The sequence below is a fragment of the Thalassospira profundimaris genome (assembly GCF_003326675.1).
Lineage (GTDB): Bacteria > Pseudomonadota > Alphaproteobacteria > Rhodospirillales > Thalassospiraceae > Thalassospira > Thalassospira aquimaris.
Genome location: NZ_JPWF01000003.1, coordinates 1 through 20,557 on the forward strand (window position 1 = coordinate 1; position 20,557 = coordinate 20,557).

At 54.2% G+C, this 20,557-nt stretch carries 15 protein-coding genes; 5 read left to right on the top strand and 10 right to left on the bottom strand.

Annotated elements, in window-relative coordinates:
* Window positions 1-81: 81 nt before the first annotated feature.
* Genes TH19_RS04935 through TH19_RS04950 form a run of 4 tightly spaced genes read right to left on the bottom strand, consistent with a single transcriptional unit; the run spans window position 82 to window position 3,927 of the window.
* On the bottom strand, window positions 82-1,044 hold the full coding sequence (locus TH19_RS04935; RefSeq protein WP_114101245.1) for a catechol 2,3-dioxygenase: 963 nt from the start codon (window positions 1,042-1,044) through the stop codon (window positions 82-84).
* Window positions 1,045-1,085: 41 nt separating this feature from the next.
* Entirely contained in the window at window positions 1,086-2,372 is a 1,287-nt protein-coding gene (locus tag TH19_RS04940) for a TRAP transporter large permease (RefSeq protein ID WP_114101246.1), read from the bottom strand.
* The gene (locus TH19_RS04945) at window positions 2,369-2,914 is read right to left on the bottom strand and encodes a TRAP transporter small permease (RefSeq protein WP_114101247.1); all 546 of its coding nucleotides are present in this window, start codon (window positions 2,912-2,914) and stop codon (window positions 2,369-2,371) included. The genes TH19_RS04940 and TH19_RS04945 overlap by 4 nt, the downstream gene beginning before the upstream one ends.
* Window positions 2,905-3,927: a TRAP transporter substrate-binding protein gene (locus TH19_RS04950; RefSeq protein ID WP_114101531.1), complete on the bottom strand. Its 1,023-nt coding sequence runs from the start codon at window positions 3,925-3,927 to the stop codon at window positions 2,905-2,907. Before TH19_RS04950 ends, TH19_RS04945 begins: the two co-directional genes overlap by 10 nt.
* A 564-nt stretch (window positions 3,928-4,491) precedes the next feature.
* Here TH19_RS04950 and TH19_RS04955 point away from each other — a divergent pair.
* From TH19_RS04955 to TH19_RS04965, 3 genes are read left to right on the top strand one after another with little or no spacing between them, the layout of a single operon-like run.
* On the top strand, window positions 4,492-5,292 hold the full coding sequence (locus TH19_RS04955; RefSeq protein WP_114101248.1) for an ImuA family protein: 801 nt from the start codon (window positions 4,492-4,494) through the stop codon (window positions 5,290-5,292).
* Complete coding sequence (locus TH19_RS04960; protein ID WP_258547832.1) at window positions 5,192-6,811, top strand: Y-family DNA polymerase; 1,620 nt, start codon at window positions 5,192-5,194, stop codon at window positions 6,809-6,811. The genes TH19_RS04955 and TH19_RS04960 overlap by 101 nt, the downstream gene beginning before the upstream one ends.
* A gap of 4 nt (window positions 6,812-6,815) precedes the next feature.
* Window positions 6,816-10,130: an error-prone DNA polymerase gene (locus TH19_RS04965; protein WP_114101533.1), complete on the top strand. Its 3,315-nt coding sequence runs from the start codon at window positions 6,816-6,818 to the stop codon at window positions 10,128-10,130.
* A gap of 128 nt (window positions 10,131-10,258) precedes the next feature.
* On the opposite strand, the gene TH19_RS04970 is transcribed toward TH19_RS04965, so the two are convergent.
* The 6 genes from TH19_RS04970 to TH19_RS04995 all read right to left on the bottom strand — a co-directional run bounded on the left by TH19_RS04970 (window position 10,259) and on the right by TH19_RS04995 (window position 17,067).
* Window positions 10,259-11,290 carry an ABC transporter ATP-binding protein gene (locus tag TH19_RS04970; protein ID WP_114101249.1) on the bottom strand — a complete coding sequence of 344 codons (1,032 nt, stop codon included), beginning with the start codon at window positions 11,288-11,290 and terminating at the stop codon, window positions 10,259-10,261.
* A gap of 3 nt (window positions 11,291-11,293) precedes the next feature.
* The gene (locus TH19_RS04975) at window positions 11,294-12,913 is read right to left on the bottom strand and encodes an FAD-dependent oxidoreductase (protein WP_114101250.1); all 1,620 of its coding nucleotides are present in this window, start codon (window positions 12,911-12,913) and stop codon (window positions 11,294-11,296) included.
* A gap of 2 nt (window positions 12,914-12,915) precedes the next feature.
* A complete protein-coding gene (locus TH19_RS04980; RefSeq protein WP_114101251.1) occupies window positions 12,916-13,758 on the bottom strand; it encodes a carbohydrate ABC transporter permease in 843 nt (280 codons plus the stop codon).
* Window positions 13,755-14,654: a carbohydrate ABC transporter permease gene (locus TH19_RS04985; RefSeq protein ID WP_114101252.1), complete on the bottom strand. Its 900-nt coding sequence runs from the start codon at window positions 14,652-14,654 to the stop codon at window positions 13,755-13,757. The genes TH19_RS04980 and TH19_RS04985 overlap by 4 nt, the downstream gene beginning before the upstream one ends.
* 84 nt (window positions 14,655-14,738) lie before the next feature.
* Entirely contained in the window at window positions 14,739-15,986 is a 1,248-nt protein-coding gene (locus TH19_RS04990) for an ABC transporter substrate-binding protein (RefSeq protein ID WP_114101534.1), read from the bottom strand.
* Between the two features lie 40 nt (window positions 15,987-16,026).
* The gene (locus TH19_RS04995; RefSeq protein ID WP_181846319.1) at window positions 16,027-17,067 is read right to left on the bottom strand and encodes a LacI family DNA-binding transcriptional regulator; all 1,041 of its coding nucleotides are present in this window, start codon (window positions 17,065-17,067) and stop codon (window positions 16,027-16,029) included.
* A 284-nt stretch (window positions 17,068-17,351) separates the two neighbouring features.
* On the opposite strand from TH19_RS04995, the gene TH19_RS05000 reads away from it, so the two are divergent.
* Both TH19_RS05000 and TH19_RS05005 read left to right on the top strand, forming a co-directional pair.
* Window positions 17,352-19,106, top strand: coding sequence for a thiamine pyrophosphate-binding protein (locus TH19_RS05000; RefSeq protein ID WP_114101254.1), 1,755 nt, complete (start codon window positions 17,352-17,354; stop codon window positions 19,104-19,106).
* Between the two features lie 192 nt (window positions 19,107-19,298).
* Window positions 19,299-20,546: an NAD(P)/FAD-dependent oxidoreductase gene (locus TH19_RS05005; protein WP_114101255.1), complete on the top strand. Its 1,248-nt coding sequence runs from the start codon at window positions 19,299-19,301 to the stop codon at window positions 20,544-20,546.
* The last annotated feature ends 11 nt before the right edge of the window (window positions 20,547-20,557 follow it).

Below are 20,557 nucleotides of genomic sequence, written 5' to 3' on the forward strand. Positions count from 1 at the left end.
ATGAAAAAGACGGGGTTCGTCAGCAATCTGAAAGGCAGGGTGTTAACCCTGCCTTTGCTGTATCGGAACGAAGCGTGCAGATTACTCTGCTGCTTCTGGAACCGGCGGTGTGCCATGGGTATGGAAGGACGAAATGGTTTTCAGTCCCCATGCCTGGCCTTTCATGCGGTCAGTCTCGGTCCAGGTGACGGTTTCCCAGTCAGGTTGCAGGATCAGGCGGGCGCCGGCGTTGCAAACCTCGACCCGGTTGCCTGCCGGTTCATAGACATACAGGAAGAACGTGCCCTGAACGGCGTGCTTGTGCGGGCCGGTTTCGATGAACACATTGTTTTCAAGGAAGATATCAGCCGCACGCAGGACGTCTTCGCGTTGATCAAGCGCATAGGTCACGTGATGGAAACGGCCCGGCGTACCGGTCGCATCCTTGGTATAGGCAATGTCATAGGTCTTGTTGTTGACGGTGAACCAGCACCCGGCAAGCACACCGCTATCCAGCATGATCTGTTCGGTCACGCGTGATCCCAGTGCCTTTTGCATGAAGTCGCGAATGGCTTCGACATTGGTTGCCAAAAGGTTCAGATGATCAATGCGACGCACCGCGACACCACGGCCGTGATAACGCTGTGCAATGTTTTTCAGGGCCGGCTTTTCGGATTCCGGGGCCTGATATTTGACCGTGTCGTAATAAAGTTCGAATACATGTCCATCTGGATCGGTAAAGCGATAAGCCCGTCCATGTCCCATATCGCCATCAACCCAGCCAATGCCGCAGCCCATTTCCTCGATCACGTTGACGCGGCGCATCAGGGCGGCTTCGGAACTTGCGCGATAGCCGATATGACCAACGCCAGTGGTGTCGGATCGGGTCAGTTTCAGGCTGTGGAATTCGTAATCATCCCAAGCACGCAGATAGACGGAATTTTCGTCGCGGCCACTTTCAGTAAGGCCATACACGTTGATAAAGAAATCCAGGCTTTCTTCGAACTTGTTGGTAAACAACTCGACATGACCGAGATGGGCAACATCAAAACAGGGTTCAGACATGTCCGTTTCCTTTCATTATGGGGCGTTATCAGATCGCAGGGTTACAGCAGGACATATACCAGCGACGGGAAAGCAATCAGCACGGCAAGACGCACAATGTCGGAAATGACAAAGGGCATCACGCCACGGAAAATTTGACCAATCGGGATATCAGGCGCGACCGATTTGATGACAAAGGCATTCATGCCAACCGGCGGCGTAATCAGGCCAAGCTCGACCGTGATCACGGTCAGAATACCAAACCAGACCGGATCAAACCCGGCGGCAATGACAATCGGGTAAACCACCGGCACGGTCAAAAGCAGCATGGCGATACTGTCCATGACACAGCCCAGAACAATATAAAGGGCAAGGACACAGAACAGGACTGCATAAGGCGGCATATCAAGCTGCGCGACCAGTTCGACCAGCGAATGCGAAATCCGCGATACCGACAGGAAATAACCAAAGATTTCTGCGCCGACCAGCATGAAGAAAATCATGATCGAAAGGGTCAGGGTTTCGCCAATTGCCTCGATGAATTGGGTTCCGGTCATACCCCGGATAAAGGCAAGGATCATGGTAAAGAACGCGCCAACCGCGGCGGCCTCGGTCGGGGTAAAGAACCCGCCATAAATCCCGCCAATGATAAAGGCAAAGATAACCGCAAAGGGCAGAAGTCCCTTAAGCCCGATGATCTTTTCAACCAGTGTGGTCGGCTGACCGGGCCTGGCGACATCGGGTTTGAAAAACACGATGGCAGCAATGGTCGCACAATAAAGCACAAGGCCGAGAAGCCCGGGAATGATCCCGGCCATAAACATCTGACCAACCGAATGTTCGGTAATCAGCGCATATAGCAAAAGCGCAATCGACGGCGGGATCATGATGCCAAGCGTTCCGCCCGCGGCAAGTGTCCCGGCGGCAAAGGATGGCACATACCCGTTCTTTTTCATTTCTGGCAGGGCGACACGTGCCATGCTGGCCGCGGTCGCAAGAGATGATCCCGAAATGGCGGAAAACACGCCGCATGATGTGACAGCCGCCAAGCCCATACCACCACGCCAGCCACCAAAGAATGTTTTGGCGCCGTTAAACAGCTCGGCTGACATGCGTGCCTTTGAGGCAAAAACACCAAGCAGAATGAACATGGGAACCGGACTGAAGCCATAGGCCGTCAGGGTTTCAAACGGGCCCTTTTCAAGCAGGGCAAATGCCGGCTTGAAAGCGACAATCAAGCCAAAGCCGACAAAGCCGACCGCCGACATTGCCAGTGAAATCGGACAACGAAACGCAATCAGCAGCAGCATGACTGCAACGCAGACAAGGCCAATCAGGGGCGCGCTCATGGTCGTTTAGCTCCTGAAACAAGATAGTCAATCGCAAGCAGGGTGCAGCGCAGGGCAAGGAATGCCAGCGCGCAGGACGCAAAGCTGTAGACAATGTGAAGGGGTATCAGAAGATCCTGACTGGATTCACCGGATCGTTTCATGCGTCCGGCAACTTCGTAAAAACGGATGGTCATGCCTGATGCGAGGGCGGCAAAGCCCAGCATATAGATGCATTCAAGGAGCATCTTGGTCTGGCGGCGCAAATTGTCGGTAAACAGATCAACAATGACCTGCCCCTTGTCGACGCCATACGGGAAAGCAAGCAGAACCATCGCCATCATGCCATAGCTGACCAGTTCGACAGCCCCGGTAAAGGTCATATCTATGCCGCCATTCGTCGCGGCAAAGATTGTGCGGGCAATGACGTCAACAAGTGTCACTGTCATGATGAAGACCAGAAGAACCCCGCTGCCGATCCGCATCGCCTTGGCGATGCGGTCGGTAAGGTCAAGCAGAAAGAAAGCCTTGCGGGTAGGCTCTGTGGGCGAGCTTACTTGCATGTCGCGGCAAGTTCCTTGGCGCGGGCATAAACTTTGCGACCCGGAAGACCACGGCTTTCAAGATCGGCAAGATAGGTCTCGGTGGCCTGATCAAGAACCGGCTTCCATGCCGGGTTATCAACGCCGCCTTCAACTGTCAGGAAGGTATGTCCGGCATCCTGTGCCTGTTTCATGCCCTTGGCATCAAGTGCGTCAAACAGGTTCCCGGCCTTTTCCGACCAAGCCATTCCCGAGTTGTTCTTGACCACTTCCTGAAGGTCTTCGGGAAGGTTTTCAAAGCTGTCTTCGTTCATGGTGACAAGGAAGGACAGGGTATAAAGATCACCAACGCTGGTATGCGCCGTTGCAAGTTCATTCAGACGGAATGCCAATGCGCCTTCCCAGGGAAGTGCTACCCCGTCAATCACGTCAAGCTGCATGGCCTGATAGGATTCCGGTGCAGGCATGCCAAGCGGCTGTGCGCCGGCAGCTTCAAGAATATTGGCCACAACCGATGTCGGACGGCGGATACGAAGGCCCGCCAGATCAGCCGGGGTCGCAATCAGTTTGTCGCCGGTATGCAAAAGACCCTGACCATGGGTAAACAGGAACAGCGGGCGGGTGCCCTTATATTCGTCAGAAATCAGGCCTTCGTCATAAAGGCTCTGAATGATGCAAGAACCATGTGCTGCGTTTTTGATAAGTCCCGGAAGCTCGACAACCTGGGTCAACGGGAAGCGATTGGCGGTATAGCCCTGAATGGCGGCGGCAACATCGGCAATGCCATCCTCGACTGCTTCATATTGTGCGGGCGGTGCCGCAAGGGTCGCAGACGGATACATTTCAACTTCGATACGGCCATCGGACTCTTTGGCGATGGTATCAGCCCAGACTTGGAACAGTTCTTTTTGCATTCCGGCAACCGGCGGCCACTGGTGCGAAAAGCGCAACGTGTAATCAGCAGCCTGTGCCTGGCCGAACGAAACAGCCAGCACCGATGTCATTGCACCGGCAATCATTAGTTTGCGGAACATCATTTTCCTCCCGAGTGTTTCGCAACAGTTAAATGCTCCTTGGGCCGGCCAGATCAGGGCAACAGCATCAGAGCCAATTTGTTTTGTCTAATTGCGTTTGGCGATCTTTTGATCGTCACAGCTAACTCCGTAGCGTCTTGACCGACGGTAATCTGATCAAGAGTGCTATTTTGGTAGCATCGGGAAGATTTTGTGGGAAATTGAATGACTGGTATGTCTATTCAAAATTGTTAATTGAATTTGACTTTGCGTGGGTGGTGGAGCCTGTTTGCAAGTTCTGACGGATAAAGCTTCTGTTTTCAAATTGCTCTAATTCGGAAATTGTGAGCTTATCTGGCACGTAACAATTTTTTCCCGAGAAATTGATTCTGTCTTACCCCGACATGCATGCGCGTCTGCGCTGCTATTTGTTTGTCATAGTTCGGGGTTGTAGAAGCCTGACTTGTGGATTTATGCCAAAGCAATTTCAAATGATCTAGAAGCATGATCACGGCTTTAGAATTGACTCTGGGGAGTTGTATTCCTATTTAAGAACAAATAGTGAACATATGAGTTTAAAGTGTGATGCTGTCTGAAAGGCTCCATGATGCCCGTGTCGCTTTGGTACAGGCAGAGAAGCAGTGGAAAGCAAACATTGCCTGCTTGTCGATGGGTGCTGGCGACGTCATTTCGACCGCATTTGGCAATATGGAGCTGTCCGGGAATATCAGTCTCGGCGGGTTCAGTTCGATCGGCTTGCACGAAGTGATCTGTCTTCATGATGCAGGTGCCGCATCTATCTTGGTTTGGTATCTGGCACAGCTCGATACGGCTAAACCGGAAGCAAACCCGATGGGACGGTCTATCTTCTGGGTTCGGCAAAGACGGGCGATTGATCAGGGGGGCTTTTATCATCTGGCCTTGCCGATAGATCGCGAGACGGGCTCGCAATCCTTGATGATGGTGGTTGATCAGCAGGCCACAGCACTTTGGGCATGTGAAGAGGTTGCCAAATCCGGGCAGGTTGCCTCGGTCATATTGGAGACGACGGACTATGACCTGACCGCGGCGCGACGTCTGCAACTGGCCTGTGAAGCCGCCGGGACACGGATGATTGTCATGCGGCGCGCATCCCGAAACGGGCGTTTGATGCCATCAAGTGCACTGACCCGTTGGAAGATCGAGCCGGTATCATCTTCGCAGCAAAACATGACAGGGAATATTCATCAACTCAGCCTGATCGGGGGACGCGGGGTTCGACCGGGAAGCTGGAAAGTCAAAGCCGATGCAGCAACGTTTTCTTTATCTGTGGTTGACCCACTGGAAAACCGACTGCCATACCATCCGTCAGGCCCTGCATCAGAAGGTCGGCACGTCCAAGTCTGATCCTCGTGTCACGGATAAGGCAACTGCCGATAGCGCGCAGGTGATCACCCGTGTCGATCACAAGGGGGTATTTGTCTGCGGGCTTAATCATGCGGCCGAACAGGTCGGGCTGCATGGTGGCATGCGCCTGTCTGATGCGCGCAGCATCCTGCCGGACCTGATCGATACCCCCGAAGAGGGTGACCTTTATCAATCCCATCTGGCGCACCTGATCCGGGCGATGGACCGATACAGCCCGTGGGTGGCCCCGGACCGGGATTTGCATGATCACGGTCAAAAGGGGGATGGTGGATTGTGGCTTGAGATCACCGGCGGAAGCCATCTGTTTGGGGGCGAAGCTGCCATGATCTTGCAAATCCTGCGGGATGTAAAAGCCCGTGGCTATGACGCCAGAATTGCCATTGCCGATACCGCCGGTGCGGCATGGGCAACTGCGCGCTGCCACAAGGGCAAGCCATCCGACCGCATCTTGTCCCTGCCTGCCGATCATGGGGTGGCGGCATCCTTTCCTGTTTCCGGCTTGCGGCTGTCTGATGACATCATCGCACTACTATCGCGTTTGGGCCTGAAACAGCTTGGCGATATTACCCCCTTGCCACGCGCCAACATCACCACCCGCATGGGCCCGGATGTTTTATTGCGCCTTGATCAGTTTTATGGACGCCTGCCCGAACATCTTGATTTTGAGCTGCCCGATACCCCGTGGCTGATCAAACAAAACTTTGGCGAGCCGCTTGGCGATGCAGCCAATCTGGCCCTAGCGATCCAGACCATGACCGAACAACTTTGTGAAAAGCTTGGCGCGGACAATCTTGGTTTGCGGCGTCTGACCATTCGCACCATCCGGGTCGACGGGCATAGACACACCATAACCACGTCAACCGGCGCACCTTGTCAGTCCCCGGCGCATATCCTGCGTCTTCTTGCTGAAAAGATGCCCGGTGTGGATACCGGATTTGGCATCGAGCAGGTGATTGTCTATGCGCCCTGGGTCGAACATATCGCCTTTCGTCAGGTGCGTCTGGACCGCCAACAGGACGAAGCCGGTGATGCCATCGCCCTTGCCCAGTTAATTGATAGGATCAGCCATCATCTCGGGCCCAAGGATATTCTTTATCGCCCGGCCCATCATGCAAGTCACCTGCCCGAACGCGCGGCCATTCGCCAGGCCCCGGTCGGCGCGGCAAGGTCTGCGCACTTGCCCGGCGTTACCTTGCCCAAACGTCCGATCCGGTTGCTGGAGCCTCCCGAGCCGGTCGAGGTGATTGAACGCAACCATCGCGGTGCGCCAACCCGGCTGCGCTGGCGCAAGACGGTTTTGGGTATCGTTCGGGCCGATGGCCCTGAACGGGTGTGCCCGGAATGGTGGGAAAACCTTGATCAGGATAATTATGCCCTGTCGCGGATGACGCGTGATTATTTCCGTATTCTCGATGAAAGGGGGCGGATGTTGTGGCTGTTTCGGACCGGCCATGCCGGGCAGGATATCTGGTCGGTGCATGGGCTGTTTGCGGGATGATGTCATGACCCAACGGAAACCCGCATCAGCCACAAAATCCCCCGAACCGGCCTATGCCGAACTTCAGGTCAGCAGCAATTTTTCCTTTCTGCGCGGGGCATCCCATGCCGAAGAACTGGTTCTGACCGCCGCAACCAAGGGACTGCATGCCATTGCGATCACGGATCGCAATACGCTTGCCGGTGTTGTGCGCGGACATACGGCGCATGGTAATTATGCCGACCGGTTACATTACATTGTCGGCTGTCGTCTTGATCCGATGGATGGGGCATCGATGCTGTGTTACCCGACGGATCGGGCGGCTTATGCGCGGTTATGTCGGCTCCTGACCCTTGGCAAGCGCCGGGCGCCCAAGGGATCGTGCGAGATTTATGTCGCCGATATTATCGACCACAAGGAAGGCCTGTCATTTATTGTCATCCCGCCACAGGTGCCTGATGAGGCCTTTCGCAATAGCCTGCCGGATTTGAAACGCCATTTTGCCGATCAGCTTTGGCTTTCGGTCGGGCGGTTCATGGACGGGTTTGACAGCGAACGCCTTGCCTTCACCGAGGAGGTGGAGGCCAATCTTGGCATACCCGCCGTCGTCACCAATGACGTGCATATGCATCTGCGATCACGCAAACCGTTGCAGGATGTTCTGACCTGTATTCGTCATCATTGCCGGATCGAGGATGCCGGATACCGGCTGTTTCCCAATGGCGAACGCCATATCAAATCACCGGGGGAAATGGCCCGGCTGTTTCCCGATCATCCCCATTGGCTTGCCCGCACCATTGAAATTGCGGATCGCTGTACATTCAGCCTTGAAGAACTGCGCTATGAATATCCCGATGAAAATGACGGATCGGGCGAAGGCACACAGGAACGGTTAACCCGCCTGACCTGGGAAGGGGCGGCAAAACGCTACCCCGAAGGGGTGCCGGACAAGATCAAAAACCTGATCGAGACCGAGCTTAAACTGATCGACGAGCTGGATTATGCCCCCTATTTCCTGACCGTGCATGACATCGTGGCCTTTGCCCGGTCCAAGGGGATTTTGTGCCAGGGGCGCGGATCGGCGGCCAATTCATCGGTTTGCTTTTGCTTGCATGTCACCTCGGTTGATCCGAATGAAGTCGAATTGCTGTTTTCACGTTTTATCAGCAATGCGCGCAAGGAACCGCCCGATATCGATGTCGATTTCGAACATGAACGCCGCGAAGAAGTCATCCAGTTTATCTATGACCGCTATGGCCGTGAACGCGCCGGGTTGACGGCCACGGTGATTTCATACCGATCACGCAGTGCCATTCGTGATGTCGGCAAGGTGTTTGGCCTGTCTGAAGACACCATTGTCAAACTGACCAAAACCATTTGGGGATCAAGCAGCAAGGGTGCGCATGACACCATGATGCGCCAATCGGGCATCCATCCCGATGAACCCAGGCTTAAGGCTGTGCTTGATCTGGCTGGTGAATTGACCGGATTTCCCCGCCATTTGTCGCAACATGTCGGCGGTTTTGTCATTACGCGCGGGCCGCTTTGCGAACTTTCACCGATTGCCAATGCGGCAATGGCGGATCGCACGACGATTGAATGGGACAAGGACGATATTGATGCGCTCGGCATTCTTAAGGTCGATGTGCTTGCCCTCGGGATGCTGACCTGTATTCGCAAGGCCTTTGACGAATTGCGCAGGCACAAGAACATCCATCATGATCTTGCATCCCTGCCCAAGGAGGACAAGGCGACTTACAGGATGCTTGAAAAGGCCGACAGTATCGGCACGTTTCAGGTGGAATCACGCGCCCAAATGAGCATGCTGCCCCGCCTGAAACCCAAAAGCATCTACGACCTGACCATTCAGGTCGCCATCGTGCGTCCCGGTCCTATTCAGGGCGGCATGGTTCATCCGTTTTTGCAGCGGCGCATGGGACGTGAAAAGGTCGAATATCCATCCAGGGAACTTGAAGCCGTTTTGAAGCGGACCTGTGGCGTGCCGCTGTTTCAGGAACAGGCCATGCAGATTGCCATGGTCGCAGCCGGTTATTCCGGGGGCGAGGCCGATAATCTGCGGCGTGCCATGGCGACCTTTAAACGTACCGGCACCATTGGCGAACACCGCGACAAATTCATCAACGGGATGCTGAGAAACGGCTATGACATGGATTTTGCCGAACGTTGTTTCAAGCAGATCGAAGGCTTTGCCGATTACGGATTTCCCGAAAGCCATGCGGCAAGTTTTGCCATTCTGGCCTATGCGTCATCATGGCTGAAATGCCATCACCCGGATGTGTTTTTATGTGCGCTTTTAAACGCGCAACCGATGGGGTTTTATGCCCCGGCACAGCTTGTGGCGGATGCCAGAAGTCATGGTGTGCGGGTGCTGGAAGTCGATATCAATCACAGTTTTTGGGACAATCAGCTCGAACGCGAAATGGGCCGGTCGGCCGGGTATCACGCAGTCCGGCTGGGGTTCCGCCAGGTTAAGGGATTTGGCGAGTTTGATGCGCTTGCCCTGATTTCCAACCGTCCGACGGGCGGGTTTCAGGATATCTATCTGATGGCCCGTCAAACCGGGCTGTCGCCCGCCGCCCTTGAAAAACTGGCCGAAGCCGATGCTTTTCGATCCCTTGGTCTGTCACGGCGCGAAGCACTTTGGGCTGTGCGGCGTTTTGGCAAGGGGCGCAAGGCCCCGGCAAGCCTGCCCTTGTTCGAAGCCGCCCAGAACTTTAACCACAATATGGGCGTCTCGGCCGAATTCGGGCCCGAAGCCCCGGTTGATCTGCCGGTCATGGGCCCGGGCGAGGAAATTATCGAAGATTACGCCAGTCTGCGCCTGTCGCTTAAAGGCCATCCGATGAGCATGCTGCGCGATGCTTTGGGCGAAGCGGGTATCTGCAAGGCAAATGATCTGCCCGCGGTGCGCGATGGTGAACGGCTAAACCATGCCGGTCTTGCCATTGTCCGCCAAAGACCGGGAACCGCATCGGGGGTGGTCTTCATCACGCTTGAAGATGAAACCGGCATCACCAATCTGGTGGTCTGGAACAAGGTGATGGAAAAATACCGCCGCGAAATCATGACGGCAACCGTGCTGGGTGTAAGCGGCAAACTTCAGCGCGAAGATGGCATAACCCACATCATTGCCGACAAATTGTTTGATCTGACGGGAATGTTGCAAGGCCTGACAGACAACACCAAAATTGCCCGCAGCAACCACAACCACCCAAGGAATCTGCGCTGGGCAAGCGGGTTGGACAGTTTAAGCCAGTCACACGCATCCGAAACCCCAAAAGCCCCCAAACTGAAAATCGACAGTCACGATTTTCATTGAGGAAACAAGATGTGGCTGGTGGGTGGGGCATCATAGTGCGGGGTAGCGATCTGGAGCGACAAAAAAGGCAGCACCGGGAGACCCCATGCTGCCATCATTTTTGAGATCAAGATCGAAACCCGGACCGGCTAATCAATTCGGTTTCCATCCTTGGCAAAAGCATGGACTGCATTGGGTGAAGTCGTCAGTGAAATGCGATCAGCTGCGCGGACCTGCGTGCCAACCGGCTGTTCGATAATGATGGTGTCATGGCCTTTGATTTCTGCATGAACAAGGCATGCGTTGCCCAGATATTCGACCAGCCGGACAGTGGCAGAGAGAATACCGTCGCCGTCATTAACGATCTCGAAGCTGTCCGGGCGGATGCCGCAATAATGCGCGTCTGCCGGAAGGTTCAGGTGGTCGCGCAAGGATGAAAAATCTCCGTTCAGTTCGAAGATGTTCATCTTTGGCGTACCAATGAACTGAGCGGCAAAAAGGTTCTGGGGGCGTTCATAAAGGTCACGTGGGGACCCGATCTGTTCAATCTTGCCGCCTCGTAGCAGTACGATTTTATCGGCCAGTGTCATGGCTTCGACCTGATCATGGGTCACATAGATCATTGTGCGTTTGAGCCGACTGTGCAGGTCCGAAATCTGGGTGCGCATATGAACCCGAAGTTCGGCATCGAGGTTCGATAGAGGTTCATCAAAAAGGAATGTTTCAGGTTGGCCGACAATTGCGCGACCAATGGCCACGCGTTGGCGTTGACCGCCCGAAAGTTCACGGGGAAAGCGTTCCGTAAGTTTGTCGAGCTGAAGCATTGTGACAGCCTCGTTTACGAGGCTGTCAATTTCCGCCTTGGGCGTTTTGCGGACCTTAAGACCAAACGCAATGTTTTCGCGCACCGTCAGATGCGGATACAGCGCATAGGATTGAAACACCATCGCAATGCCGCGTTTGGCGGGTGCGATATCGTTCATCCGTTCGCCATCAATTGCAAACGTTCCGTCAGTAATGTCTTCAAGCCCGGCAATCATCCGAAGCAAGGTCGATTTGCCGCAACCCGACGGCCCGACAAAAACGCAGAACTCGCCATCTTCGATGGTAAGGTCAATGCCCTTGATGACCTCAACCGGGCCATAGGATTTCTTGACGTCCTTAAGTTCAAGTTTCGCCATGCTTTACTCCACCCGTCCAAACAGTTCGAGCCGTGGTGTTTCCAGAATATGCTTCGGCCAGGAAAGCGGGATGTCAAAGCGCGTGGTCAGAAGCTTCTGGAAGTCTTCAAGCTTGTCTGCGGTTTCGCGCACTGCACGCGGGCTTAGGTCATTATCAAGGCAATAGGCCGCAAGCGCCCCGACACTTTCACCGATATTCCATTCAACCGGATGCAGGCGATAACAGCCATTGGTGATATGGGTCGTGCCAATATTCTTGCAGGCCGGAAGCAGGTTTTTGACCCGTTGCGGGATCAGGCTTCCCAACGGGATCTGGAACGGCCAGTTCGCGATATCAACATAGTTACGCGGGGCGGTGGAGGGATGCAGATCAATGCGATAACTGCCAACGCCAACCGAATCATGGAATTGTTCGGCCCCGATCAGACCTTCGCGGGCGTCAATGCCGACATGGTTTTCCGTAACCGTGAACAGGGCCTTGATGCGGCGACTTTCGCGGATATAGGGCGCAATCGTCAAACCATCGAGGGTGCCCATTGCATTGCCCGCCGGTTTCAGGCCGCGATAGCCAACGCCACCATCATGGCGGGGGGCTTCGGTCTGCATCCAGTACAGCATCGACAAGGAAAGCTGACGCGCGCCTTCAAGATGCTTTTTTGCTTCTTCCGGCGAAACGCCAACAATCGGACCATCGCAATAGTCAATCTGCGGCCAGTTCACCAGGCAGATGTCGGAGTTATATTGATCGCCGGTATGGTTGCAGCGATAGAAAATCCGGCGATAGTGCCAGTTGTCCGGGGCAAACTCGGCATCGCTGTCACCGACAAACAGCGGACGGTTGTCAGGTTCCAGTGTCACCGGGTTCGGGCCAACGAATGAAAGTTGCAGATCAGGCCAGAAATCAAGCTTGTAGCTGCGCCAGTAATCATAGTCACGCGGACGTTCAATGGTGTGATCTTCGTCGGGGTGATAGCTCATTGCAAAGCACCAGCTGACCGCTTGCTGGTCATTCGGGTCCGCATCACCTTCCAGCGCGGATGGTTCACCGGTTTCGGCCCGGCTTTCGGCGCCGATGACATGTTCGACATTGCCGAGTTCAAGCAAGTCGCCCAATTCGGTGGCGTCGACAAAATAGTCACCGGTCAAAAGCATCTCGCCATATTCAGCCGACATGACCGTGACCGAGGTAAAACTGTCATTCTTGCTGTCGACCGCAATCGGTTTGGCATTCAGAAGGACGGTCAGCCGATCGGTTGCAAACCACGGGGCAAGCAGGGCATCAATGGCTGCGACACCGGCACGTGGTTCGGCGCAGATCGGCGAGACATTGCCACTTCCCGGATTAAGGTTTTCAGATGCGCGTGCCGCATCGGTCAACGGATAGTTCCGGCGATAATATTCGCGGATTTCCTGACGCAGTTGCTTGTAGCTTGCGGTCGAACCGTCGGTCTCGATCCAGGGGTTTTCATCTGGGGGGACGGCCTGCGTGGTCAATTGGCCACCAAGCCATTTGAATTCTTCGGTCAGGATGACGCTGCGACCCATTTTAAGCGCTGAAAGCGCTGCGGCAACACCACCAAGTCCGCCTCCGATGATAACGATATCAGAGTGAAGTTCTTTCATTTTTAACCTTTCACGCCAGACATGGCGAAGCTTTCGACGATTTGGCGCTGGGCCAGAACGTAGACAATGAGCATGGGAATAACGGCAAGCGCGGTCGCTGCGAGTTGCAGGTGCCAAAGCGGCAGGCCGTAAGTATCGGTAAAGTTTGCGAGTGCCAGGGGAAGGGTGAACAATTCAATGTCATTCACGAACACCAGCGGCTCGAGGAACAGGTTCCATGAAAACAGGAAGGTGATGATGCTAACCGCTGACAGGGCCGGTTTGGAAAGGGGCAGGGCAATCTTGAAGAAAACACCAAACCGCGTCAGTCCGTCCATGCGCCCGGCTTCTTCAAGCTCCTTGGGCAGGGCCAGAAAATACTGACGCATCAGGAAGGTCGCCATCACGCCCTGAGACCCGAAAAGCGGTAACAGGATCAAGGGCATATGGCTGTTCATCAGGCCCAGTTCCTTCATCAGGAAGAAGTTGGGAATGATGGTGACTTCTTCGGGCATCATCAAAGCCGATACCAGAACCAGCAAGATGAAGGCGCTGCCGCCAAAGCGCAGACGTGCCAGCGCATATCCCGCCATCGAGGAAATGAACAATGTCGAGACGGTGACAACAATCGCGATATAGAGCGAATTGAAATACTGTCTGGCAAAGGGTTGATAGGCGAAAACGTCTGAAAAGTTTGACCAGTGCACCTTTGCCGGGACAAGCGACGAGGATGCAAAGACATCCGCCTGTCCCTTAAGTGCGCCCGAAAGCATCCACAAGAAGGGAAAGACAAATGGAATGGCAAGCGCGCAAAGGCCAACAATCCAGCATATGCGTGTGATTTTCTGCTGTGTTCTGTAGTTCATTTGCGGGCGGCCTTCAGTAACATTTGCACAATCGTCAACAGCAGGATCAAGGCGAACAGAACAACGGCAAGTGCCGCGGCGTAGCCGGTATTGAAGAACTTGAAACCTTGTTCGTAGATGTAAAACGCCAGAACCATTGTGCCGTTCTGTGGTCCGCCACCGGTCATCAGGTAAATATGATCAAAAACCTTGAGCGACCCGACCACCGTGATCACCATGATCACAAGCGTGGTTGGGGCAAGAAGCGGCCAGGTGATGCGCCGGAAAATCTCCCAGTTGCTGGCACCTTCAATGCGTGCCGCTTCATCGTAATCGCGCGGAATGGATTGCAGGGCGGCGATATAAAGGATCATGTTCAGGCCCACGGTTTTAAGAACGCGGGTGAAGATGACAGATACCATTGCCCAATCAGGTTCATGCAGCCAGTTCGGGCCATCAATGCCAAAAATCGAAAGTCCCTGATTAACCGCACCGCTTTCATGTTGAAGCAAAAAGGTCCAGATAATCGCCCAGGCAACGGCGGAGGTAATGACCGGTGCAAAGAAAACAGTGCGAAAGAACACTGCACCCGGACGGGATTTTGACAGGGCAAGTGCCAGTCCAAGCGCCATTGCCATGTTGAGCGGAACCAGCCCGGCCGCAAAGACCAATGAATTGACCAGAACATCCCAGAAGGTTTCATTGCGGGTCAGTGCATCGACATAGTTTGCCATGCCGACAAAACGCGATTGCTGACTGAGCAGGTTCCATTCGGTGGTGCTGTAATAGAAAACGGCGATCAACGGGCCGACAAAAAAGATCAGAAATCCCGTCAGGATCGGACTTACGAAGAGCCATCCTGTTATGGCCTCTCTGGCCTTAAGCGATAGGGATGGCCCCTTGCGGACAGCGGACATGTTCGCTTCCTTCGAAGGGAAGGATGATTGCCTGCTATCGCTGTGTTGATCGGGCGATAGCAGGCGTAAGCAAGGATTGTACGATCAGAGAAGTGGCGAAATGCCACTGCAGAGCTTTTTCATCGTTGCCGCAACATCGGCGTTCTTGGACCAAAGCGCATCAAAGTTTGGACGTGCTTCTGCTTCGATCTGCGGGAAGCGCTGATGGCTTGGGAGAACCGAACCGCTTTCAATCCCCTCGGCGACGAAGGCCATTTTTTCCGGGGCAACCGCGGTATTGCTTGTCAGGAAGCCATCGCCGTTCAGCACCGATTTGCGGGCGGGAGGGAAAAAGGCCGCCATCTTGGCAACGTTTTCCTTGTTGGTCATATGGGCAAGGAATTCAGCCGCCAGTTCCTTGTGTTTGCCCTGTGCAAACGCAACTACAGCGGCCTGGCCAACGGTTGCTGCATCGCCAGCCGGACCGGATGGCAGTGGCGCAATGCCCCAGTCAAAGGTCGCATCGGCCAGTTTGGAAACACGTGAAATCTGGGTCACGGTCAAAGCAGCCTTGCCCGAGAAGAAGTCACCCTGTTCACCCGGTGGAACGGTGGAGCCATCTGCATAAACCATGTCATGGAACAGCTGAACGGCTTGGACAGAAAGCGGACTGTCGAGTTTGCAGCTATCGCCTTCCCAGGCGGAGCCGCCATAGGCCCGAATGATCGGGATAAGCGTGTGCCAGACGCGGCTTCCATATCCCTGGCCGTCAAAAGTTTCAAATCCCCAGACGCCTGATGATGCATCGCGCAGTGCCTTGGCATCGGACTTGAGTTGTTCCCAGGTCCAACTGCCGTCTTTTATGCGCTGATCCGGTGTTTCCAGCCCAGCGGCGTCATAAAGTGATTTGTTGTAGTAAACCAGAAACGGCGAAGTCGAGAACGGGATGCCATAGGTCGCATCGCTTGTTTCCCAAAGACCCATGGCGGGTTGGGAGAAATCGGCATAGTCATAACCATCTGCCGATTTAAGCGTGCCCGACACGTCGGCAAGTGCGCCCGCATCAACGAAGGCAGGGGCCGAGTTTTCAAGCAACCAGCCAAGATCAGGGGCGTTGCCGCCCGCCATTTGCAGGGTGATTTTCTGAACATAATCGCCAAACGGGATCGTGTCGAACCGAACAGTGACATCCGGGTGCGTAGCGGTAAAACTGTCGGCAATTTCACCAAGCATCTTGAGGTGGGCTTCGCTTCCGGTCCAAACCGTAAAGCGCAATTCTTCTGCACTGACGGTATTGGCCCCAAATCCCAGCGACGACGTGATCGCTGCGGAGTAAATTAAGCGCTTAATCATCAAGTCAGACATATCCTACTTCCTCCCGATTATCGTTGGATTAGATTTTTGTAAGCGTAGTGCCTGGGACGAAACCGCACGGAAGTGTGGCGGTGATGGCGGTGTGACCCGGCGTGCGAATCTGTGAAATCAGATTTCGAACTGCAAGTTCGCCCATCTCTTCGCGGGGGACTGAAATGCGTGTCCAGCGTTCAACGTCTTTGGATCTGTTGAGTGGTGCGGCAAGGGCGACAATGGAAATGGTTTCCGGAATGTTGCCATGTCGCGCCAAAACCTGTTGTTCCAGTGCAACGGCATGTTTGAATGTCTCGGTCAAAACAACGGTATTGCCGTCATCGAGGCATTTTTGTAGCCAGTTGGCATCAATATCGTCGGCGGCCAATCGTTCAACCGAAAGGGTTAAACCGTTGCCCTGTTTGTTTAGAAAACCCGCCTCGCGATCCATGTTCTGTTCGCGGACCTTGGTTGCGCCGACAAATTTAAGGGTTCTATGACCATTTGACGCACAACGGTCCACAACATCGGAAACGGCAGTGGTATAATCGGCGGCAACCCAGTTCAGGTCAGCGTCCTTGGTGTCGCGTCGTCCGATGGTGACGAACGGGAAGCCGGTATCATAAAGCTGCTTCAGTTCGCTTTTGTCAGGCTCTTCGCCCAAAAGGATTGCACCATCGGCAACACCCATACGGTTTGCCCCGTTTGGGAAAATGCTGCGCGGGCCCTGTTCAAATGACGAGGATGTAAACAGCAACAAATCCTGTCCGAGCTGCATCGCGCCACGTTCAATACCCAGAAGGAACGGGTAAAAGAAGTTCTCGCTATCGGACGGGAAAATCGCCTCATAGGTGAAGACGCCAATGATGTTGCGTTTTCCACCAGCAAGCGATTGGGCGACGACATTGGGTGCATATCCCAAGGTTTCCATCGCTTCGCGGACGCGCTTCTCGGCTTCTTTGCCAACCCGGATGGTTTTGCCCGGTTTGGATGAAATTACGGCCGAAACCACTGCGGTTGATACACCTGCCAAAGCGGCGACATCGCTTTGCGTTGCGCGTTTGGTGCGATTCTGGCCAGTGGTCACAGACATTCTCCGAAACAGATTTTAATTAAGCGCTTAATCAGATTGATTATGCGTATAATCATCTCGGGCGTGACTGTCAACGACAATGATCAACCTTTGCGTTGACGGTGGCTGAGCAGTGTTCAATCGAATTTGATTTTGGATGCTCTGCCAAGGTGGGGAGTTGCCAATCTTTAAGAGGACGACACTTCGTCGGTTGTTTGCGCCAATTGACGACAGGGTGTCTGTTGTTGCCGGACGGATGTGAGCGTCATTCTGCCCTTTTGCAATAAAGGGGAAGACACATGCGCGGTTCCGATATCCTTGCTGACATGTTGATCGCTTATGGCGTGGAGACCGTCTTTGGTGTTCCCGGTGATACAAACGTGCCGTTTTACGAAGCGCTTCAGGAGCGTGAAGGGAAAATTCGTCATGTGATGGCCCGGGATGAACGTTCTGCCGGTTTCATGGCCGATGCTTATGGGCGCTTTACGAACAAGCCCGGCGTTTTTGAATGTCCGTCCGGGGCGGGTGCAATGTATTCTTTGCCCCCGGTTGCAGAATCAAACGCATCCTCCGTTCCGGTGATCCTGTTGACCATCGACATCCCGCTTCCCGGTGAGGGCAAGGGGGTTCTGACCGAGCTTGATTGCGCCAAACTTTTCGAACCGGTCACCAAAATGTCGGTTCAGGTCAAATCCGTGGAAAAACTGCCGGAAATCATTCGGCGAGCTTTCCGGGTTGCGACGTCGGGCAAGCCCGGTGCTGTGCATCTTCAAATCCCGGAAGATATCCTGCAACACGAAGTCGATCCGGCGAAGGTGTCACTGCATGTCGAGGAAGAATGCAAAACCTTCCCGTCCTTTGCGACCTTGCCTGCACCGGGCAAGCTTGAAGAGTTGCTTGCCCTTTTGAAAAAGGCTGAAAAGCCGCTGATCGTTTCGGGTGGCGGGGTTAACCGGGCCTGTGCGGGGAATGCTGTTCTTGCGCTGGCCGAGAAGCTTAATATTCCGGTCTGCACGACCATGACAGGACAGGGCACGATCCCTGATGATCATGAACTTGCCGTCGGTGTGATCGGGGATAACGGCTATCACCCCCATGCAAACCGTGCCCTTGAGGAAGCTGATTTTGCCCTGTTCATCGGGTCACGTATCGGTTCGGTTGTGACCATCGGCTGGACCTTCCCGAAAGTGACGCTGAACAAACGTCTGGCCCAGATTGATATCAACCCGGAAATCATGGCCAACAACTATGAAAACGTGCTTTCGGTGATCGGGGATGCTCAGCTTGTTGTTGAACAACTGGTGGAAATGATCCCGGACGACATGGATAGCAACAACCACAAGTCATGGATTGATCACCTTAACGAATTGCGCCGTCAATTCTGGGAGGGTGCTGAACCTTATTTGAGTGCCGAAAACACACCTTTGCGTCCGGAACGGGTGGTCCGTGAATTCAACAAGGCACTGGAAAATTCCGGCGAGCCTGCCCTGATTTACTCGGATGCGGGAACACCGACGCCTTATATGACCCGTTTCCTTAAAATCAATGATCCACGCACCCGTTTTGCCATTCCGCGCGCCTTTGGCGGACTTGGTTCGGCATTGCCTGCGACCGTCGGCGCATGGTGTGCGGATAAGGAACGTCGTCCGATCGGCATGTTCGGGGATGGTTCATTTGGCATGACAGTGGGCGAGCTTGAAACCCTTGTCCGCTTGCAAGTGCCCGCCATCCTGTTGTTGTTCAATAACGGTATCTTTGGCTGGATCAAGGGCTTGCACCGCCTTAAGGGGCATAATCAGTGCTTTAGCGTTGATTTCCTGCCGCCTCGTGGGCAGGCGATTGCCGAGGCATTCGATATGACTGCTTGGACGGCGAAGACCCCGGCTGAACTTGAAGATGCGCTGGAAAAGGCCTTTGCCCACAAAAATGGGCCTTGTTTCATAGACATCCATGTTGAATCGCTCGCGGATCGTGTGCCGCCGGTTTACTCGTGGCTGACCAAAAAAGGCGAAGACCCACTCGAGCTGCAAACGAAGCGGGTTCCTTACCTGTAATCGTTTGTGCCACGGCGGATACCCCGGATGATCTTGCGGGTCAGGGGTATCCGCAAGCCCGTCATGGCCCGGTTCGGGTATGCGGGGCGTTCATTTCCGACGTTTCGTCGGAAATCGGGTCTGAAACCGGACAATGTGTCCCTTTGTTCTGACAGTCCGGTGATTGAGAATAAGCAAAAGTGGAGGGGCTAGATGGTGCGTCAGGTCGTTGTCCTGGGAGCAGGTATTGTCGGGGTTTCAGTTGCCTTGGAGCTTCTTGATCGGGGCTTTGAAGTCACGCTGATGGACCGCAAGTTTCCGGGCGAAGAAACGTCCTATGGTAATGCCGGGGTCTGGACCCGTTCGTCACTGGTACCGATCAATAACCCGACATTGTGGAAAAACCTGCCAAAGTTTGTCTCAAATCGGACGACAGCGTTGCGCTATTACCTGCCGTTCCTGATGCGTAATCTGAACTGGACTTTCCGGTTTCTGATGAATGCCCGGCATAGCAAGGTTCTTGAGACCGCTGCTGCCCTGGATCAGTTGATTTCACTTTCCATGCAGGAACACATGCGCCTTGTCGCCGCGGCAGGTGAAGAAAAACGACTGAGTGAAAAGGGCTGGATGTTCCTGTATCGGAACCCTGCCGGATTTGAAGCATCACAGTTGACCCGGGATATCTTTGATCGTTTCGACCTTGATACCGAAATTCTTGATGCCGATCAGATATCGGATCTGGAGCCGTCACTGAACCGTATCTTCAGCGCCGCGACCTGGATCAAGGATGCCAAAAGTATTGATAACCCCGGTGCACTGGTTGCTGCCTATGCAAAATTGTTTGTCGCCAAAGGCGGAAAGTTTGTTCAGAAAAGCGCGCAGTCGCTTTCGCAATCTGGCAGTGGCTGGAACGTCACGACCCAGGACGGCGACAATGTTGTCTGTGACGATTTGGTTGTGGCCCTTGGTCCATGGTCTCCTGGCCTGTTAAAAACGGTCTCGATCAATGTGCCAATGGGGTACGAGCGCGGTTATCACATGCATTTCAGATCTGCAACTGGCGGACATTTGAACCGGCCGATTTGTGATGCAAGTGGTGGATATGTTCTTGCCCCGATGGAGCAGGGCTATCGACTGACAACCGGTGTTGAGCTTGATGCCTGCGACGCCCCGGAAAAAATCAATCAATTCGAGCAAGCTGTTTCGTCTGCCAAAGAAGCCTTTCCACTGACCGGCCCGGTTGAAAACACCCCGTGGATGGGGCGTCGTCCGACGCTTCCTGACAGCAGGCCGATTATTGGCGCCGTGCCTAAAAGAAAAGGTCTTTGGCTTGCTTTTGGTCATCAGCATATCGGTTTCTGCACCGGTCCGGGGACGGCCCGTGTTCTTGCCGATCTGATGACCGGTCAATCACCGCCAATCGACGCAAAGCCCTTCTGTGCGGAGCGTTACCTCGCATAATAATAAACAAA

Bases quoted from the DNA above. Each gene is read 5' to 3' on its own strand.
- TH19_RS04960 (WP_258547832.1), top strand. From the start codon at position 5,192: ATGCAGCAACGTTTTCTTTATCTGTGGTTGACCCACTGGAAAACCGAC.
- TH19_RS04985 (WP_114101252.1), bottom strand. From the start codon at position 14,654: ATGTCCGCTGTCCGCAAGGGGCCATCCCTATCGCTTAAGGCCAGAGAG.
- TH19_RS04990 (WP_114101534.1), bottom strand. From the start codon at position 15,986: ATGATTAAGCGCTTAATTTACTCCGCAGCGATCACGTCGTCGCTGGGA.
- TH19_RS05005 (WP_114101255.1), top strand. From the start codon at position 19,299: ATGGTGCGTCAGGTCGTTGTCCTGGGAGCAGGTATTGTCGGGGTTTCA.
- TH19_RS04975 (WP_114101250.1), bottom strand. From the start codon at position 12,913: ATGAAAGAACTTCACTCTGATATCGTTATCATCGGAGGCGGACTTGGT.
- TH19_RS04945 (WP_114101247.1), bottom strand. From the start codon at position 2,914: ATGCAAGTAAGCTCGCCCACAGAGCCTACCCGCAAGGCTTTCTTTCTG.
- TH19_RS04940 (WP_114101246.1), bottom strand. From the start codon at position 2,372: ATGAGCGCGCCCCTGATTGGCCTTGTCTGCGTTGCAGTCATGCTGCTG.
- TH19_RS04955 (WP_114101248.1), top strand. From the start codon at position 4,492: ATGCTGTCTGAAAGGCTCCATGATGCCCGTGTCGCTTTGGTACAGGCA.
- TH19_RS05000 (WP_114101254.1), top strand. From the start codon at position 17,352: ATGCGCGGTTCCGATATCCTTGCTGACATGTTGATCGCTTATGGCGTG.
- TH19_RS04980 (WP_114101251.1), bottom strand. From the start codon at position 13,758: ATGAACTACAGAACACAGCAGAAAATCACACGCATATGCTGGATTGTT.
- TH19_RS04965 (WP_114101533.1), top strand. From the start codon at position 6,816: ATGACCCAACGGAAACCCGCATCAGCCACAAAATCCCCCGAACCGGCC.
- TH19_RS04970 (WP_114101249.1), bottom strand. From the start codon at position 11,290: ATGGCGAAACTTGAACTTAAGGACGTCAAGAAATCCTATGGCCCGGTT.
- TH19_RS04935 (WP_114101245.1), bottom strand. From the start codon at position 1,044: ATGTCTGAACCCTGTTTTGATGTTGCCCATCTCGGTCATGTCGAGTTG.
- TH19_RS04950 (WP_114101531.1), bottom strand. From the start codon at position 3,927: ATGTTCCGCAAACTAATGATTGCCGGTGCAATGACATCGGTGCTGGCT.